Raw genomic sequence first — 19,507 nt, 5'->3', positions numbered from 1 at the left:
ATAATACGCCCCTTTGTTATATAAGATTCAATCAAGTTTAAGATATGAAATCCTAATAAATTAACCCACGACTTCAATCGTACTTGCACCAGCACCAAGTGGTTTCACTTGAATTTGTACAGGAATACGCTCATGCATTTCTTGAATGTGTGAAATGAGAATGACCTGACGTCCCTGATTTTGCAATTGATCTAAAGCATTCATAACCATATGCAAAGACGAAGCATCTAAAGTACCAAAGCCTTCATCAATAAATAGAGATTCAATTTTCATTGAACCCGAGGCCATATTGGCAATGGCTAAAGACAAGGCAAGGGCGGTTAAGAATGACTCACCGCCAGATAAAGATGCAACAGAGCGAGTTTCTCCATCCATGTCGTGATCAATAATTGCAAGACTTAACGATTGCTCTAGGCGTTTAAGCGTATAACGCTGAGACAGCATCGCCAGTTGTTGATTCGCATGTTCAACTAAAATATCTAGGTGATATTGTTGAGCGTAGTCGCGGAACTCTTTACCTTTAGCATCGCCAATGAGACCTGAAATTTTGCTCCAGCGATGTTCTTCTTGCTGAATATTTTGAATTTGCTCAGCGTATTGTTGCTGCTTCGCAAGATTTTGCTGATGCACTTCGAGCTTAAGCTTAAGCCGATCACGTACTTCAAGTTGTGCTTTAAGCTCTGCAATATTGTCTTGAATAAGGCTAACAAGCTTTTCATGTTCAATATCTGGCTGAGTTTGTAAATGCTCGCTTAATTGCTCTTGCATGGTCTTAAGGGCAGAAGAAGCTTCACTTAATAAACGCTCAGCATGATTAAGACGGTTACGAATGTCTTGCTCTTGGGTTGAATTAATCTGCATGAGCGCCGTAAGAGCAGATGCTTGAAAATCAGCGTGAGCCTTTAACCAGTTTTGAATTTGTTCATCAACCTGCTGCTGATGTTGCGAGGTGTGTTGATGTTGATGCTTGAGCTGATCAAGTGCCTGTTTTTGTTGTTCAAAGTGCTGTCTGGTTTGTTCGAAACGTTGTTTAGCTTCGTGGTACGCCGTTTGTTGCTGCTGACGTTTAGCATCGTGCTCAATTAACCATTCGTGCGGTTTAATGTCAGCGCGGCCAGTCATTTGTTGAATGAGCGACACCGCTTTTTCATTATTCTGTTGGCCTTTAAGCGTAATCTCTTGGAGATTTTGATCGATCTCATCAATTTGCTTGGTCATTTGCTCAAGATTGGCAGCTAACATTTTCAGTTCTTGTTGCTGCTGTTCGAAACGTTGTGAAAGCTGTTCTTGTTGTTCAAGTTGCTTGGCGCGTGCATCAAGAATAGTCCAAGTTTGTTTAGCCGTTTGGCTACTTGCTTGCTGCCATGCCTGTTGTTCAGTTTCCGATAAACACTCAACAATATGTTGAACCTGTTGTTGCCATTGCTGTGCCGTATTGAGCAAGCTTTCATTACGCTGAATAGATTGAACGAGCTGATTGTGTTGTTTAATGGCTTGGGTTAAACGCACGTTTTCTGAGTCAAATGAACTGATAGCAGTTTGCGCGGCTTGTCTGAGTTCGTTCAGCTTTAGCAGGATTTGTTCAGGAGCCTGACTAAGCTCAATGGGTAACTGATTCAGGCTAAACTGCTGCTCAAGCTCTTGCTGCAAGCTTGATTGTTTGGCTTTAAGTTGAGTTAAGTATTTCTGAACTTGCTCAAGCTCAGCAAGACACTGGGTAAGCGCATGTTGTTGGTTTTGCCATGCATTAAATTTAGTTTGTTCTAGCGCTACTGCCTGTTGCTCTTGTTGTTGCTGCAAATCGAATAAAGCTTTAGAGACTGCACTGTCATCAACACGATAAGGGTGATGTGTGCTTCCACACACTAAGCAAGCTTCGCCGTCTTTAAGATTGGCCCGTAACTGCTCAATATTTTCGGTGTGTAATAAACGCTGCTGTTGCAAGATGTGTTGTAACTTTTCACGTTCAGTTTTTGCTGTTTGGTAGTCTTGTTCAGCTAACTGGCAAACGGTTTTAAGCTGCTGCTCTTGGGCTGAGGCTTGAGTTTGTTTTTCGGTGAATTGCTGAAGTTCAGCATATAGCTCATGATAAATTTTTATTTTCTGTTGAATTAGATCTAACTGATTGATTTTATTGAGTTTCTGATCTTTGTCTTTATGCTGTTGTTCAAGTTTTAACTCAATCTGTTCAACTGTGCCTAGAGAAGTTACGAGTTGTTCGAGTTCGTTTTTAGCTTCCGCTAGCTTTTGGCGGGCAAGGGTAGGGTTGCCAAGCTGTTGTTCAATCGCTTGGTAGTTTTGAATAAATTGCCCAAGCTGATGCAGATGTGCTGACAGGCCTTTGTCCAACACAGCATATTGCTGAGTTTGGGTAAGTTGCTGTTGAAGATGAATTTGGTTCTGCTCAAGCTGTGCAATGTGCTGTTGCACAGTGTTTTGCTGTTGTTGCACTGGACTGAGTTTTTGCTCAAGTACATGTCTTTTTTCTTTGCACTTTTTATATTCATCGCCAATAAAGGCGCGTTCTTGAATGGACTGTCGAACTTGATTTAAAGCATGTTGATGCTGTTGCTCAAAATCGAGGGTTTGTTTGAGCTGTTGTTCTGCAAGTTGATATTGTTTTTGTTCCGTTTCAAAAATTTGCACTAACTCATTAAACTTGCTTTGAGCTTGCTGAATTTGCGGCTCAAGTTGTTGTAGGGTTTGTAAATTTTGAGATTGCTGAAAAACTTGTGGGCGTATTTCAGAAAAAACTTCGAGTCGTTTTAATTGCTCACGTTCACCAGCCATTTGTTGATGATGATTTTGTTGAGTTTGAAACTGTTGTTGTTTCGCTTGAACTTCTTGCTCAAGTTTCGCTTTACGTTCAAACCATTGTTGTTGTTTGTCTAAAACATTTTTCTGTTGTTCTAACTGTTGATGGTTTTGCTCAGCTTGCTGATATTGCTCGGTAAATGCAGCAATCTCTTCATCAGACAGAATTTCGATATGGCCTAAAAACTCTTCAAGCTGTTTACGCTGCTTTGCAATATCTGCTGTTTTACGAAAAGCCAGTTCACCGATTTTGGCGAAAATACTGGAGTTGGTCAGATACTCAAGTAATTCACCGCGTTCGCTGTCTCGAGCTTTTAAAAACGCGGTCACTTCTGACTGGGCAAGTAACACCGCACGAGTAAACTGTTCAAAAGAAAGCTGGGTAATTTGTTTGACTTTTTCATCAACCGCTTTGGCTTTGTCGGCAAGCACCACACCATCGGTCAGGCATTTTAAATGGCGCTGTACACTTTGTAATTTACCATTTGGGTTTTCACGTGCACGTTTAATTTCCCAGCGCGCCAAATAACGTTTTTGATCTTGCGCAATAAAGCAAAGTTCAGCAAAACCATGTCCTGTACCACGGCGTAAGACAGTTAAAGGTGAGTTAGTGAGTAACTCAGAGCCATCAACATCTTTTAATTTGCCATCACTGTCTTTCAAGCGAGGCACCCGATTAAACAAAGCCAGACACATGGCATCTAAAATGGTCGACTTACCTGCGCCTGTTTTCCCTACAATTGCAATCAGACCTGCATGGGCGAGAGGCGCGCTTTCAAAATCAATAAAGTGTTCATCAGAAAGAGATGCCAGATTTTTTATTCGAATGGATAAAATTTTCATGACATATCCTTAAGGGTTTGCATCATTTTCAAGATTTTTTTCTGCTTCTTGTACCAGACTCAGAAAATCTTTTAAGACCGCCTCATCTGTGCTGTAACCTTGTTTTTCCCAAATATTCTGAAATAATTTTTCTGGTGTTGGCGGTTCAAGGGCGATTTGCTGAGTAGTATTTAAATCGGTAGCATCTTTATTCACATATTGACGTGAAATACGCACTAAACGGTAGCGGTCAGGCGGTAGAGCCGCTTCAAACTGCTGACGTAAATTAGGTTGCGGCGGCGTTAAACTATAATATTCAATATCGACATATTCACGGTGGTCAATATTCTCAATCACGCCGTTTGGCAATGCTTTGAGTTGTTGCAAGACCTCATTTAATTCACCACGAATGCGGTGCAATTGTATGCAACGTGGAATTTCTACAGCTTCAAATTGCAAACGGTTGTCTGTCTCTTGAGCTGGGTCAATTTTGACCTCTACCACTTGATGTTTATAGTTAATTTCACTAAAAGAAAGCGGAATGGGCGAACCACTATAACGAATGTGTGGCTGACCTACTTTTTGTGGCTTATGCAAATGCCCTAAAGCCACATAGTCGACAGCATCTTCAAATAAAGTTGTTGAAAGTGCCTCTTCATTACCAATAATAATTGGACGTTCAGAGTCAGATGTTTCTCCACCTTGCATGTGGGCATGCGACATCAAAATCAGGGCTTGGTCTGGTGTCTTGCGACGTTTTGCTTCGGCAATGAGCTGCTGGTGCAAATAGACAATCGCATTTTTGCTGTTGGTGGTATGTTCATTAAAGCCCGTAATTTCGGCTGAACGTAAAAAAGGCAAGGCAAGGCACCACGCCACAATATCTTGATTTTGATTATAAATAGGTAAAAGTAGTCGATCGAGATCTAGAGTTTTGTCTTCATTCCAGCGAACCACGCCCACGGTTTTTGCGTTGTATTTTTCTAATAGTGGTTCGACCTGTTCAATACGGTAGCCTGAGTCGTGGTTACCTGCAATCATGAGCGTTTGCATGTGCGGTGCAATACGGTGTGCATCTGCTAAAAATTGGTAGAGTTGTTTTTGTGCTTGAGAGCCCGGATTAATCACATCAAAAATATCGCCGGCAATGAGCAGGGCATGCGGTTGTTTTTCTTGAATTTGAGTGAGTAACCAGCTTAAAAATTGTTGGTGTTCGTAGTGTCGTGAATGATTATAAAAAAACTGCCCCAAATGCCAGTCAGAAGTATGTAGAAAATGTACGGACATAGAAACAGACATCAAGCCAAAATAAACACAGATACGTTAGCATAAATTGGCAGGAGATTTTATCAAGACATTTTAAAGTGCTCGTTATTTAAGCCTAAGTTGAAACTTAAATTAAATTTTTCACTTTAAACTTTGCTTTGTTACTATCGACTCAAACCATGAACTTTGAGAACAAAATGACCATTCATGAATACGAAGTAAAAATACAGTGGGAAGGCAATACGGGTACAGGTACTTCATCTTATCGTTCATATAAAAGAGATTTTAGTATTCAGCATCCGCAAAAAAACACGATTCAAGGTTCATCAGACCCTGCTTATTTAGGTGATGTGACCAGATGGAACCCAGAAGATTTGTTGGTTGCATCAGCTTCAGCTTGTCATAAGCTTTGGTATTTGCACCTATGTGCAGTCAATCATATTCATGTGCTGAGTTATATCGACAAAGCACTTGGCTTTATGGAAGATGCAGATCCAGTTAAACGTGGTCACTTTACCCAAATTATTTTAAGACCAGAAGTTGTTTTAGAAAAAGGTGCCGATCAAGCACTTGCTGCAAAATTGCATGAAGAAGCGCATCATGAATGCATGATTGCCAATTCGGTGAATTTCCCAATTACATGTGAAGCCAGCTTTAGCTTTGCCGAATAACCAATATGAAATAGCCACCGATAAAAAAGCGGTGGCTATACATTAAAAAATAAATAGAGTCGTTAAATAAGATCTTTAAGCTGCGTTTTCATCGACTTGGAAAATACCAAAAACGTTGTGGTCTAAATCGACAAAATAGCCATGCCAAGCACGACCGGGAATGGCGAATTTATCCATCGCGACAATACCACCTTGCTCTAAAATTTTTGTAGCCACTTCATCGAAATTTTCGACCTGAACCGAGCAGGTAAATGCATTAGTGCCATATTCCATTGGCGGCGTTTGGGCTGGGCGTTTTAATAGTCCACCCATAATTGAAGGCGTTTCGATACGGTAATATTCAATCGGTAAGTTTTCATCGAGTTTAAATTGCCAGCCAAACACAGCTTGATAAAACTGGGCATCGCGGGCAGGGTTTGAAGACTGGATTTCAAAATAGGCAATATTGTTCATATTATTTAAAACATATTTTTATGGTGCAAAAAGTATACGCATAGCCTTTATAGCCACGAAAGGACTATTGTGTATGTTGAGCGTAAAATAAATGAAAGTGCTAGAAAATAAAAACCGACGATTCGAGTGATGAGAGAATCGTCGGTCAAAAACTTCATCAAGGGTTTCGGCTGCTAACAAAACCTAATCTGAAGGAAGAAAAGAGTCGTAATGAAAGGTCACCGAAACAATTTTGCGGATGCCGTGCAAAGGAAGTATTCGGTTGCTGCGACCTTGTTACCCTATATAACGTCAAGAGATTCGAATTGGTTGACAGAAAAATGAAAAAAAATCGAAAAAAATTTATAATTATTTTTTGAACCCATAAATTAGGCAAAAATATGACCAAATTACGTACTTACTTTCTCTGGTTTTTTGCTTTATGCATCGTACTTACCTTAATTGTAGGTGTGGTTGCAGCACTATTACCAGCGAGTGTAGGCGGTATTTTAACAGCCGTTCCATATTTAGGCGCAATGATTTTTGTCTTATTTAAATTTTTAAAGAAAGAACGCCGTGCACCGACTGTACAAGAAAAAAAGAAATTTACTTTAGGTTTTACCCTGATTTTTTGGGGCTATAACTTGTGTGGTGTTTTATTTGGTCTGTTTTTATTTGCCAGAAAAGACCCTGAGATTTTGCAGAACTTTATGCTTTACCTCAAACAACCTCAGTTCTTGAGCATTATGGTGATTATGCTTTTAATGTTAGCTATTCCGCTTTATTTAATTACCTACTGGTTTTATGGCAAACAGGCACAGCGAATGGCAGACAAAATGTTTAATGTGCAATAGATCACTACATAAACAGCTACGATTAAATATAAATGAGTCTTATATAATGAAATAAAACTTGTGTCCTCGGCTTAGGAGGAAATATGAATAAGAATGTATTAATCACGGGTGCTAGTGGTTTTATCGGAACGCATTTCATTAAGTTCCTGCTGCAAAAAAATTATAATGTGATTGCTGTGACACGGCAGGCTGGCAAGAAATCTGATCATCCTGCCTTACAGTGGGTGCAAAAATTCGAAGATATTGCGACACGTCAAATTGACTATGTGGTGAATTTGGCAGGTGCAAATATTGGCGAAAAACGCTGGACCGAGTCACGTAAAAAACAACTCATTGAAAGCCGAGTAAACACGACCCGAAAGTTATATGCGTGGCTCAAGCAATCTGAAATTTTTCCAGAAGTGATTGTGTCTGGTTCGGCGATTGGTTATTACGGAATTGATGATCAAGAAAAGTGGGCAGAGGTGTGCACCGAACAAAGCTCGCCACAGCCTATTTTTATGTCCGAGCTTTGCCAAGAGTGGGAACACGCAGCTTTAGCAGATACTCAGCAAAATACTAAAATTATTCGTTTAGGCATAGTGTTTGGGCAGGGCGGTGGCATCTTGCCTAAAATGTTGCTTCCGATTCGACTTAATTTAATCGGTCAAATTGGTCACGGTCGTCAGCCTGTGGTTTGGATACACATTGAAGACGTGTTAAGTGCAATCGAGTTTATATTTAAGCATCCTCAATCTGCCCAAATTCACAATGTCGTGGCGCCAGAAAACGTGACTCAAAAGGTATTTGTTGAACAAGCTGCTGCGGTACTCAATAAGAAACCACTTTTGTCAGCGCCTAGCACTGTTTTTCGCTGTTTGTTGGGGGAGCAGTCGCAATTGATCTTAAATGGGCAATACGTCAAACCCGCTGCCTTACAAGCAGAGGGATTTGAGTTTGCTTATCCTCAATTAAAAATGGCTTTAGAGAATATATTGGCGTCAGGCTAAGATTTTATTTTGCAAACGCTCTGGCGAATATGCTTTGGCATCAACTAATGTCGGTTGACCCAGCATAAGCTGACGGAGCAATTGTGCAGAGCCTGCGCCCATACATAACCCATTTCTAAAATGACCAAAGTTTGCCCAGAGGTTGTCCATTTCAGGCATTTTGCCAATGTACGGAACGCCATTTGGTGAACTTGGTCTGAGTCCTGCCCAGCGATGTACAATCGGGAAATTGGCCAGTTCAGGCACCATTTCTAAACACGCTTCTAAAATATTGTCCTGAGTCGTTTCGTCAGTCGAAGTGTCAAAACCACGATGTGCCATGCTTGACCCACACACAATATGACCGTCCATACGAGGAATCAGATACATCACTCGATTCATGCACATGGTCGGTAGCCAGTGAGCAGGGGTTTTAAATAACAGCATTTGACCTTGAACAGGTTCGACTGGAATGTCGAGTTGTAATTGTGAGTTCCAGTAATGACTCCAAGCACCCGAAGTTATTACAAAATGATCTGCTGTGTGTTTGCGACCATCTTCAGTTTGTAGGGCTTGTATAACATCGCCATGTTGAATTAGTTTTTTGACAGCAGCGTGTTCAAAAAACTCAACATTTGGATGTTGTTTTAAATAGCTAATGAGGGACTGTAATACGCGTGGGTTGCGAATATTAGACAGTTCAGGGAAATAAATTGCTTCTTGGAACTGTTCGGAAATATGCGGGTTGACTTGCTCTAGCGCATCTCGCTGTAAATATTCGCAGCGCTGCATAGGCTCTTGATGTTGATTTGCATAGGAAAGTCCAACGTCAAAATCTTCTTCATCAAAAATCAGCATGCCTGTGTCATGAATTTCAAAATCAATCCCTGTAATAGGGTAGAGCTTTTGGTTCCATGCTTGATAAGAGGCTTTGCCAAATTGAGCAAGTTGGTTCACTGCATGCACATAGCGCCACGGATACATCGGAGAGAGAATGCCTCCGCCAGCCCAAGAGGCTGCTTGTCCCGCTTGTTGTTGATCAAAAATGCTGACTTTACAGCCTTGTTCAACCAACTCCAGCGCAGACATTAATCCACTTATGCCCGCGCCAATAATTGCAATATGCATGCAGTGTTATCCTTTCTCTGCGAACTTAGTTCATTTCCTTGAGTTTTTCGGCAGCGGTTTCTGCAAAGTAAGTCCAGATTCCGTCTGCACCAGCGCGGCGGCAGCACATCAGTGATTCTAAAATGACTGAATCTGATAACCAGCCATTTTGAATGGCGCCAGCTAACATTGCGTATTCGCCACTCACTTGGTAAATGAATGTCGGAATACCAAAGGTATCTTTCACTTCACGTACTACATCCAGATATGGCATGCCCGGTTTTACAATGACCATGTCGGCGCCTTCTTGAATATCAAGCGCGATTTCATGTAACGCTTCGGCACGGTTGGCAAAGTCCATCTGGTAGTTATATTTATTACCACCTTTTAGGTTGGATGCAGAGCCAACAGCATCACGGAACGGACCATAGAAGCTAGACGCATATTTCGCAGAGTAGGCCATGATGTTGGTGTAGATGTGACCATTGGCTTCTAAAGCTTGACGAATCGCACCAATGCGGCCATCCATCATGTCACTTGGTGCAATTACTTCGGCACCTGCTTCTGCGTGACTTAACGCTTGTTTAATCAAGCACTCTACAGTCTCGTCATTCAGCACATAGCCTGTTTCATCAATAATGCCATCTTGACCATGAGTCGTGTAAGGGTCAAGGGCACCATCAGTGATTAACACCATTTCTGGTAATTCTTTTTTAAGTAAACGGCAAGTGGTTTGAACTAAACCATCTTCATGCCATGCAGCTTCTGCGGTGAGGCTTTTATCTTCTTGCGGGGTAACTGGAAAAAGAGCCAGTTTTGATACACCCAATTCCAGAAGTCTTTCAGCTTTTTTCAGTAACAAATCTGCCGACAAACGCTGAATGTTTGGCATACTTGGAATATCTTGGGTCTGATTTTGTCCCGGTAATACAAATACTGGATAAATCAAGTGATTGGTAGTGAGCTGTGTTTCGCTGACCATCGCACGCAACTGGTCATTTTTACGGATACGGCGCATGCGAGTGGCTGGAAATGCAGGACGATTGAACGTATAAGTCATAACAATCTCGATGTTCGGTATTACACTAGGATAGGTTGGCGGATATTCCATTACTGTCAACCGACTGCTGTATTGTAGCCCCATAATGCTGGATTTGTACAAAATTATGGGTGTTTATCATGCTTTTAAATTTAGGCAATGTATGAGTGATGAAAAGAAAAATTGGACTGGGAACATCCATTTAGGTGCAAAAACTGACCTAACTGTGGTTCTCAACCAATTATGTAAGGCGTTTAATAGCTCTCCTTTTTTTAAGCATAGTGGAATGATTATGCGTGTGGTGGACGGGCACATTGAAGGCTATATCGAGATGCAACCCAACCTGATTGGCAATCTGGCATTTCAGATTTTGCATGGTGGCGTTGCTGCGACCTTGCTCGATAGTATTGGCGGAATTGTGGCAATGGAACATCTCTATCGCCGTTCGACCCCAGAAACTTTAACTGAAACGATTAAACAAGTGTCGCGTTTGGCAACAGTCGATATGCGTGTAGATTATTTAGCACCGGGGCGTGGTAAATATTTTATTGCCCGTGCTGAAGTGTTACGTTTAGGCCGTAAGGGCTGCACAATGCGTATGACCATGGTCAATGATGAAGATAAAGCCATTGCTGCCGGCATTGCTTCATATGCCTATTAAGCAATGAATTGAACCATTTAAAAGCGCCAAGTGCGCTTTTTTTAGTGTTTGAAAAGCTAAAATTTTCATAAAAACTTTGAGATAAACATTAATTTAATTAGAACGAACGCATGAGTTATAAATTTTTATTCTCATATTATGAGGTTTTAGCGTTAAAATTACCTCCTTTGACAATGCGATATGTCTTGTTTATAGAAAAATAAAAACTCTATAACAAGGTGTAGTGCGAGATTGATGGCAAAGCCAACTCATCTTTAGGAACATACCATGACTGATGCACAAAGCAATGTAGAAGAAACAGTGCCAACAACATCTGCCTCGGATGACAACAATCAAAACAAGCGCAAAAAATTTCTTGGTTTTTTTGCGCTGATTTTATTGATCGCCGCTATTTTATATGCAATTTGGGCATTATTTTTAAATAACTCCGTGAGTACGGATAATGCTTATGTCGGTGCAGAAACCGCGCAAATTACTTCAATGGTGAGCGGTCAGGTCGCTCAGGTGGTCGTAAAAGATACCCAAACGGTACATCGTGGTGACGTGCTGGTTCGTATTGATGACCGTGATGCCAAAATTGCATTAGCGCAAGCTGAGGCGGAACTCGCAAAAGCAAAACGCCAATACAAACAAACTGCGGCAAACAGTAGCTCTTTAAACTCTCAAGTTGTGGTTCGTGCTGACGAAATTAACAGTGCTAAAGCACAAGTTGTTCAAGCGCAGGCCGACTATGACAAAGCTGGGTTAGAGCTCAACCGCCGTGCACAACTTGCCGCGTCTGGTGCAGTATCTAAAGAAGAACTGACTAAGGCACAAAGTGCAGTTGAAACAGCGAAAGCCGGGCTAGAGCTTGCTAAAGCTGGTTTAGCGCAAGCGTCTTCAAGTCGTAAAGCTGCCGAAAGCACCTTAGCTGCAAACGAAGCCTTAATTCAGGGCGTAAGCGAAGTTTCAACACCTGATGTACAAGTTGCACAGGCGCATGTTGAACAAGCTCAGCTTGATTTAGAACGTACCGTGATTCGTGCGCCAGTTGATGGTGTGGTGACACGTCGTAACATTCAAGTTGGCCAACGTGTTGCACCGGGCACCAGCATGATGATGATTGTGCCGCTGAATGATTTATATGTAGATGCGAACTTTAAAGAAAGTCAGTTGAAAAAAGTCCGTCCGGGTCAAATCGTTACGCTTACTTCAGATTTATATGGTGACGATGTTGAATATCACGGCAAAGTGATGGGCTTCTCTGGTGGTACAGGTTCTGCCTTTGCCTTAATTCCGGCTCAAAACGCAACAGGTAACTGGATTAAAGTGGTTCAACGCTTACCAGTTCGTATTGCACTTGACCCGAAAGAACTTGCTGAACACCCACTGCGTGTTGGCTTGTCGATGGAAGCAAAAGTCGACTTATCTGCGAAGTAAACGCTTATGAAAACGCAAACACCTTTTGCCGAACTAAGCGGTGGCCGTTTATTACTGGCAGCGTTTGTTATTGCCTTGTCGAACTTTATGGTCGTGCTTGATACGACCATTGCCAACGTATCTGTACCGCATATTACCGGTAACCTTGCTGTTTCAAGTACACAAGGAACATGGGTTGTTACGTCGTATGCAGTTGCAGAAGCGATTTGTGTACCTTTAACCGGTTGGCTTGCAGGGCGCTTTGGAACTGTTCGGGTTTTTATTTTTGGCCTGATTGGTTTTACCATTTTTTCTTTCTTGTGCGGTCTAGCAAACTCGTTAGGCATGTTGGTGTTTTTTCGTATTGGACAAGGTCTATGCGGTGGCCCACTCATGCCACTCAGCCAAACTTTGCTCATGCGTATTTTCCCTCAAGAAAAGCATGCACAGGCGATGGGCCTATGGGCAATGACGACCGTCGTTGGGCCAATTTTAGGACCAATTTTGGGTGGTCTCATTAGTGATAACCTGTCTTGGCACTGGATTTTCTTTATTAACATACCAGTCGGCATTGTTTGTGTTTTAGCGGCAATCCGTTTGTTAAAACCTGCCGAAACAGAAACGATTTCTTTAAGAATCGATACCGTCGGTTTAGGTCTGTTAATTCTGTGGATTGGTGCACTACAGCTCATGCTCGATTTAGGGCACGAACGCGACTGGTTTAATAGCACCAGCATTGTGGTGTTAGGCTTGACTGCCGCCATAGGCTTTGTGGTGTTCCTCATATGGGAGCTGACTGATAAGCACCCCGTCGTGGATGTCAAAGTCTTTAGGCATAGGGGCTTTGCAATTTCAGTACTGGCCTTGTCGCTTGGCTTTGGAGCATTCTTTGGCAGCATTGTACTGATTCCGCAGTGGCTGCAAATGAACCTTTCATACACTGCCACGTGGGCTGGCTATTTAACTGCAACCATGGGCTTTGGTAGTTTGACCATGTCACCAATTGTGGCAAAGCTTTCAACCAAACATGACCCAAGAGCACTGGCGAGTTTCGGTTTGATTTTGCTGGGTGGTGTGACCTTAATGCGGGCATTCTGGACCACAGATGCCGACTTTATGGCACTGGCTTGGCCGCAAATCCTGCAAGGTTTTGCTGTACCGTTCTTTTTTATTCCACTGTCGAATATTGCACTCGGTTCAGTACTCCAGCAAGAGATTGCATCTGCTGCAGGTCTTATGAACTTCTTAAGAACCATGGCAGGGGCGATTGGTGCGTCAATTGCGGTGACCGTGTGGGACGACCACGCTAAAGTTGCACGCAGTGAAATGGTGTCTAACCTAAATACTGCCGAAGTTCAAAATAACCTTGCGCAAAATGGTTTTTCGGCTGACTCGACCTTAGGAATTATTTCAAACCTCGTTGATAAAGAAGCGATTACCATGTCGGCAAACCATGTGTTTTTGCTATTTGCAATGGTGTTTGTCTTTGCGGGGCTGGTCATTTGGCTGTGTCCGAAACCCAAAGGAGATGTCAGCGGAATGCCATCTCACTAAACATAAAAAGCATCTCTTCGGAGGTGCTTTTTTTAGATCTATTAAAAAATAGAGCGAGTCTATAAATGGTAGATTTTGCCTGTATTTCACTAAATAAAGCATGCCAGAATCGGGCAGATCAAATATAAAAGCGTGTAATATCAAGCAAGGAGGCTTAATACAGGGCACAGGAAAAACGCCCTTAAACATTCAATATTATAAAACCTTATTTTTATCAAAGATTAAAAAAACTTAATACCTGAAAACAAAGAAGCTTGCATGGCAATTGCATGGATAGGCAGGCGTATATATTGGAGTTATCACGTGAATAAAAGATATTCATTTTTGTTCAGTAGTTTATTAGCAGTCGGTTTATTACAAGGATGTGGAGATGACTCCTCGTCAGATCAGCCCAAGGATGATTCAAATACAACCCCACCCAATTTAATTGTTGATAATGACCCCACCAGTTGTAGCAAACTGGCACAAGACGGTTCAAGCGTGGTGGTCGGTTCAAACCAAAATGGTGACCCAGCAGCGCCTGAAGGTGCATCGGGTTATAGACTCGGTAACACGGTTAAATACGCAGATAAATATATGGTGGTGGCAAACACGCCACTTGCGGTAAAAGCGGGTTGTGATGTTTTAAGAGCAGGCGGTAGTGCAGTCGATGCTGCCGTTGCGGTACAAGCGGTGCTGGGTTTAGTCGAGCCTCAATCGAGCACCATTGCTGGCAGTGGTTTTATGATGTATTACGACGCCAAAACCAAAAAAGTCACTGCTTACGATGGCCGTGAAACCGCACCAGCCGCAGCCAACGAATATTATTTAATCCGCCAAGATATATATGACCCAAATTCACCAGCACCTGTACCAAGTGCCCGCCGTAGCGGTCGCTCGATTGGTGTGCCGGGTGTGATGCGTTTGCTTGAGCAAGCACAACAAGAACATGGCAAACTCAAGTGGAACCAGCTTTTTGGCGAAGCGATTGGTTTGGCTGACAACGGTTTCCGCATTCCGGGCCGCTTGGCAGATGCAATTGCAAGCAATGCAAACAGCTTAGCGCTCGATGCAAATGCAATGGCAACCTATTTCTACACAGATGGTTCACCTCGTAAAGTGGGCGAGACCATGACCAATAAAGCCTATGCAAAAACTCTAGAAGCACTTGCCACACAAGGCGCAAATGCGCTGCACACGGGTCCAATTGCCCAAGCGATTGTGGCAAAAGCAGGACAGACATTAGGGGATGACCCAGCAAGAACTCCAATTACGCCAAGCTTAATGACCTTGCAGGATTTATCGAACTATCAGGTTAAAAAACGCGACCCGATTTGTACGACGTATCGTGATCGTTACTATGTGTGTACCATGCCACCACCATCTTCGGGAGGGATTGCGGTTGCGCAAACACTAGGTATTTTAGAAAACTTTGATATGTCGCTTTACCCACCTAAAAACCCTGAAAATGAAGGTGGTGTGCCAGATGTGATGGGCGTGCATTTAGTGTCTGAGGCAGAACGTTTGGCCTACGCCGACCGTGATAAATATGTGGCAGATACCGACTTTGTCGCTTTACCAGCACAGGGTATACCAAGTTTTATTGATAAAAACTACTTGAAGCAACGTGCAGCACTGATTAACCCGAACCAGAGTATGGGCGTTGCGCCAGCAGGTAATTTCAACCCAGCTTCGGGTGTCGACACCACTGTTGAACATGGTACGACTCAGTTTACGATTGTCGATGCCTATGGCAATGTGGTTTCAATGACATCGACTGTTGAATCGAGTATGGGGTCATTCCATATGGTGGATGGTTTCTTGCTGTCTAACCAGTTAACTGACTTTAGTGCCAACCCGCTTGATAGTACTGGGGCACTGGTTGCCAACCGTGTAGAAGGGGGCAAACGCCCACGTAGTACCATGGCGCCAACCTTAGTGTTTAAAGGCACCACGCCAGATGAGTTTTATATGGCAACAGGTTCACCAGGTGGCGGCACCATCATTCAATATGTGGTTAAAACTTTGGTGGGAGCATTGGACTGGAACTTAAATGCACAGCAGGCCACCTCGCTTGTTAACTTTGGCGCGACCAATAGTAAAAACACCAATGTGGATAGCTCGAATGTGCAGCTTTCTTTGCTTGATTTAATTGAAGGCTTAAAAGCAAAAGGGCATGGCGTTGCTAACACTGCGCAAACCAGTGGTATTTCAACGATTATGAAAGTAAATATTAATAATCAAAGAAAATACGCAGGTGGGGTAGACCCACGCCGTGAAGGTATTGTGTTAGGCAATGGTGCTTTATAGACCCAACTTTAAAAAAAGCTGTCATTTTTGGCAGCTTTTTTATGTAACCCTTGAAAAAAACAAAAGACACTCAATTATGTAAATATGTTCATCAGTAGCAGACTGTTGATAAAATGCACAGTATTTTATTTTAGTTATGCTATGATGTTCAGACATTCATGGGGATGTTATTGGCTTCGACGCTGGTGATGAAACTCATAGATGCATGCCGAGAGCGCATTTTCTCTCGTAAATCAAATTTGCATATTTTAGTCGCAAACGACGAAACTTACGCTCTAGCTGCCTAAGGGCAGTTTGTCCGCTTCCTAGAATACTTGTGGTTTAGGAACCCGACCGTAGCGCACGCACACAAGTCCGTATAGAGTCAAGCCTCGGGGCTTTATACCAAACTTAGAGGATCGCAACTTGTACCCTGTTCGTCGGGTCACTTGGTGTTAAAACAATAGACGATATCTAAGCATGTAGTATTCTCGAGCGTAATGCTGGCGGACGCGGGTTCAACTCCCGCCATCTCCACCAAGATTCGTGAAAAGCCCTGAAACGTAAGTTTTGGGGTTTTTTATTGTTTTGAAGGGGGGATATTTGTTTAAATTAAAAGTATTTTAGATTATGTCTTTGAATAAATACTAATAAAGCGATTTTATAAATATTTTTGAAAGTTAAATTATTTGTTGAATAAGTTGTTTAGTAAAGAGTATAGATAAATATAAGATTATTTATTTGAGTAAAAAGCTCTAAATTATAATAAATATTTTTTTTAAAATGACATGTAACTTGTTAAGATATTTTAAATATTTTTATTAAGCATAAACTCATGGATCTAAAATCAATACATGCTATTTTTACAGATAGAATTTTAAGAATACCTTCATATCAAAGAGGCTACTCTTGGACTAATGATGCTGAAATTAAGGAACGTAAAGATCTAGTAAGAATTAAAGGTCAATTGATGGATCTTTGGAATGATATTCAAAATATTCCTAATGATAAATGGCATTATACTGGATTACTAACTTTAGCTGAACATACAAGTCCTGATTATAAAGAGTTTTTACCTAGAAAAGCACAATATTCAATAGTTGATGGTCAACAGCGAATTACTTCGATTTTGATTCTAATTACTGTGTTGGTTAAATACTCAAAACAATTTGATTATGAATTTGGAGACCGTGAGGGAGATACTGAATTTCATTATCTTTACATTTCTAAAGGCACTAGAAAAGCGTATATCTTTGGTTATGATCAAGATAATCCAAGTGATAAATATTTTAGAAAAAATGTACTTGGGCTTGATGAGATTGAGGGGGATAGTAAGGAGAGTATTTATACTGAAAACCTGATTAAAGCACGTAAGTTTTTTGAAAAAGCTGTTGGATTTTATCTAGAGGATGCTAGCAATAAGGTAGAAGCATTGCAATTTCTATTTGATAAGGTAACAACAGGATTAAGGCTTAATGAATATATTTTACCTAATGAATTGGATGAATATGTAGTTTTTGAAACTATGAATAATAGGGGGAAACCTTTATCTCAACTTGAGAAATTAAAGAATAGACTCATGTATCTTATTGATAAAATGAGCTTAAGTCTTGATGACAAAAATGAACTTATAAAATCAGTAAATACTGCATGGATTACTATTTATCAATCATTAGGAGCTGAAAAGAGTGCCCCTTTAGATGATGACGATTTTATTAAAGCACACTGGATTATGTATTTTGGGCAATATGATCGGTCAGAGTCTAATGTTTATGCCCAACACTTGTTTAATCATTATTTTACGATTGAACGTGTATATGGAAATGAATTAACAGCCTTAGATATTCTAAAATATGTTAAATCTTTGCAAAAAAGCTCAATTTATTGGAATCAAATACATTATCCTAAATATTTTGAAGATGCTGATGATAATGTACGTATTAAAATTTTAGGACTACATCGTGTCGGATTTAGGGCTGCGTTTAAACCTTTAATATTAGCGATATTACACAATAAAGATAAATTTAATTTATTTGATATTTGCACACGATTGGAAAAATTTGCTTTTAAAGTTTTTCATGCTGCTGATCGGCAGTCAAATACAGGTGATAGTAAGCTTTACCGATTGTCAGCATCAGTTTATAGCGGAGAAATTGATTCTCAAGCAATTTGTGATTCAGTTGAAACCTACACAAAAGAATATTATAGCTTTACTAAATTTAAAAACTTAATTGAATATCTGGTTGAAGAGAAGAAAGGTTTTTATAAGTGGAGCGGTTTGAAATATATATTTTTCGAGTATGATCAATTTTTAAGGGCAAAAAATAAAGTATCTGCTGTAAATTCACAGTTAATTTGGCAAGATTTTAAAAATAGAGATTCGATAGAGCATATTTATCCACAAAGTGCTTCTCAGAGTTTAGAAAACTTTTGTAATGGTGACAATTCATCAGAACGCAAAAGTACATATGATGAGTTACAACTTAATTGGCATGAGTTTAGTATTTTCACTGAAGGCGAAAGAAAGAGATTATGTAATAGTTTGGGTAATCTTTTAGCTATTACTCACTCAGATAATTCAAGTATGCAAAATGATCCTTTCAGGTTCAAAGCAGATCAATCAGAGAAAGGTAGCCAATATCGTAATCGTGGATATAAATACGACTCTTTAAGTGCTCAAATAGTTGCAAATGAATCAATTTGGAGTCCTGATCATGTTAAAAATCGTGGTTTAGAAATTTTAGATTTCATCTTGTTAAAATTAGATGAAGATCAAAACAAGCTCTCAATAGATGAAAAGGTTGCATTACTTGGACTAGATTTCCTAATTAACGAGCCAAAGTCACTTGTTAATTCCACTTATGAGGTTGAGGATAATGTCTGAATTCTAAATAATTTAGATTGTCTAATACTTGTTATTGCTGGTTTTGATTTAGGAAAAAGATCTTCACTTTAGTTGAAGGAATTGTCAAATTGATTCAAGTTAAAGATGTTCAACTTGGATCAATTTGGTTTTTTTCTTTTGAAATTGTGATATCAAAAGATGATTATCTGCCTTGATACTAAGTTAGAGTAATATCTCAAATTCCTAGACAAAAATGATTAAATCAGGTCATATCAATATGAAATTAACTTTATTAAATAAATCCTTTACTTCATTTCTTTTAGTCAGCATGTCAGTGTTTAGTGCTAATAGCTTTGGCTACACTCCCAAAGATTTACAAGGTATATGGGCAATGCATCCGCTTAATAATGGAATTGCCAACTTAGTTGAGTTTTCAGGAAATACAGCTACTCTACATCCTGTGCAATGTGATTTTGAAACGGGACTCTATACTGTAGATAGTATTGAAAAATCGAATTTTAAAATTAATAAGCAAAATCAAATTGAGCTATATAATGAACAGGGGGAGTTCGAGCAAGCATTAAGAATTATAAGTATCAATGATAATCAACTAGTTTTAGAAGAAGCTGCTAGTGACACGATAATGCTGAAATTTCACTACAACAAAATTAACAAGCTAACTCCAAATTGTATTAAATATAAAAAATAATATTTTCAAAAGCTTAGTTTTAATATAGCTGAAATTAAATATCATTTCAGCTATATAACCAACTTGAATCTAATGGGTAAAGAAGTATTTAAATTTTCA

14 protein-coding genes and 1 other RNA gene are annotated in these 19,507 nt (G+C 40.4%); 10 read left to right on the top strand and 5 right to left on the bottom strand.

The window, feature by feature from the left end; translation table 11 throughout:
• Positions 1–60 precede the first annotated feature (60 nt).
• Positions 61–3,657, bottom strand: coding sequence for an AAA family ATPase (locus tag MJX77_RS01040; RefSeq protein ID WP_252060369.1), 3,597 nt, complete (start codon positions 3,655–3,657; stop codon positions 61–63).
• Between the two features lie 9 nt (positions 3,658–3,666).
• Positions 3,667–4,935: an exonuclease SbcCD subunit D gene (locus tag MJX77_RS01035; protein ID WP_252060368.1), complete on the bottom strand. Its 1,269-nt coding sequence runs from the start codon at positions 4,933–4,935 to the stop codon at positions 3,667–3,669.
• 164 nt (positions 4,936–5,099) lie between these two features.
• Between MJX77_RS01035 and MJX77_RS01030 the strand changes: the two genes are divergently transcribed.
• Positions 5,100–5,573: an OsmC family protein gene (locus MJX77_RS01030; protein ID WP_252060367.1), complete on the top strand. Its 474-nt coding sequence runs from the start codon at positions 5,100–5,102 to the stop codon at positions 5,571–5,573.
• 75 nt (positions 5,574–5,648) lie between these two features.
• Here MJX77_RS01030 and MJX77_RS01025 read toward each other — a convergent pair whose 3' ends face one another.
• The gene (locus MJX77_RS01025) at positions 5,649–6,026 is read right to left on the bottom strand and encodes a VOC family protein (RefSeq protein ID WP_252060366.1); all 378 of its coding nucleotides are present in this window, start codon (positions 6,024–6,026) and stop codon (positions 5,649–5,651) included.
• A gap of 380 nt (positions 6,027–6,406) precedes the next feature.
• On the opposite strand from MJX77_RS01025, the gene MJX77_RS01020 reads away from it, so the two are divergent.
• Positions 6,407–6,859 carry an ABZJ_00895 family protein gene (locus tag MJX77_RS01020; RefSeq protein WP_013198753.1) on the top strand — a complete coding sequence of 151 codons (453 nt, stop codon included), beginning with the start codon at positions 6,407–6,409 and terminating at the stop codon, positions 6,857–6,859.
• A gap of 83 nt (positions 6,860–6,942) precedes the next feature.
• On the top strand, positions 6,943–7,848 hold the full coding sequence (locus MJX77_RS01015) for a TIGR01777 family oxidoreductase (RefSeq protein WP_252060365.1): 906 nt from the start codon (positions 6,943–6,945) through the stop codon (positions 7,846–7,848).
• Here the strand turns inward: MJX77_RS01015 and MJX77_RS01010 are convergent.
• Both MJX77_RS01010 and hemB read right to left on the bottom strand, forming a co-directional pair.
• On the bottom strand, positions 7,840–8,955 hold the full coding sequence (locus tag MJX77_RS01010; protein ID WP_252060364.1) for an NAD(P)/FAD-dependent oxidoreductase: 1,116 nt from the start codon (positions 8,953–8,955) through the stop codon (positions 7,840–7,842). The genes MJX77_RS01015 and MJX77_RS01010 overlap by 9 nt on opposite strands.
• Before the next feature lie 25 nt (positions 8,956–8,980).
• Positions 8,981–9,994 (bottom strand): porphobilinogen synthase, encoded by a 1,014-nt coding sequence (gene hemB, locus MJX77_RS01005; RefSeq protein WP_005075335.1) that lies wholly within the window; start codon positions 9,992–9,994, stop codon positions 8,981–8,983.
• A 142-nt stretch (positions 9,995–10,136) separates the two neighbouring features.
• On the opposite strand from hemB, the gene MJX77_RS01000 reads away from it, so the two are divergent.
• The 7 genes from MJX77_RS01000 to MJX77_RS00970 all read left to right on the top strand — a co-directional run bounded on the left by MJX77_RS01000 (position 10,137) and on the right by MJX77_RS00970 (position 19,408).
• Positions 10,137–10,634 (top strand): thioesterase family protein, encoded by a 498-nt coding sequence (locus MJX77_RS01000; RefSeq protein WP_004703260.1) that lies wholly within the window; start codon positions 10,137–10,139, stop codon positions 10,632–10,634.
• Between the two features lie 267 nt (positions 10,635–10,901).
• Complete coding sequence (locus MJX77_RS00995; RefSeq protein WP_252060363.1) at positions 10,902–12,053, top strand: EmrA/EmrK family multidrug efflux transporter periplasmic adaptor subunit; 1,152 nt, start codon at positions 10,902–10,904, stop codon at positions 12,051–12,053.
• 6 nt (positions 12,054–12,059) lie between these two features.
• Positions 12,060–13,586, top strand: coding sequence for a DHA2 family efflux MFS transporter permease subunit (locus MJX77_RS00990; protein ID WP_013198748.1), 1,527 nt, complete (start codon positions 12,060–12,062; stop codon positions 13,584–13,586).
• A 303-nt stretch (positions 13,587–13,889) separates the two neighbouring features.
• Positions 13,890–15,875, top strand: coding sequence for a gamma-glutamyltransferase (ggt, locus tag MJX77_RS00985; RefSeq protein WP_252060362.1), 1,986 nt, complete (start codon positions 13,890–13,892; stop codon positions 15,873–15,875).
• Between the two features lie 160 nt (positions 15,876–16,035).
• Positions 16,036–16,394: a transfer-messenger RNA gene (ssrA, locus tag MJX77_RS00980) on the top strand.
• A 295-nt stretch (positions 16,395–16,689) separates the two neighbouring features.
• Positions 16,690–18,738 carry a DUF262 domain-containing protein gene (locus MJX77_RS00975; RefSeq protein WP_252060361.1) on the top strand — a complete coding sequence of 683 codons (2,049 nt, stop codon included), beginning with the start codon at positions 16,690–16,692 and terminating at the stop codon, positions 18,736–18,738.
• Positions 18,739–18,976: 238 nt separating this feature from the next.
• Positions 18,977–19,408, top strand: a complete 432-nt coding sequence (locus MJX77_RS00970) for a hypothetical protein (protein ID WP_252060359.1) — start codon at positions 18,977–18,979, stop codon at positions 19,406–19,408.
• The last annotated feature ends 99 nt before the right edge of the window (positions 19,409–19,507 follow it).

Origin of the sequence: Acinetobacter sp. AHP123, assembly GCF_023757925.1 — a bacterium.
In the GTDB taxonomy this organism is placed as follows: Bacteria; Pseudomonadota; Gammaproteobacteria; order Pseudomonadales; family Moraxellaceae; genus Acinetobacter; species Acinetobacter oleivorans.
The sequence above is the reverse complement of the archived record's forward strand: the minus strand, read 5'-3'. Positions and strand labels throughout refer to the sequence as shown.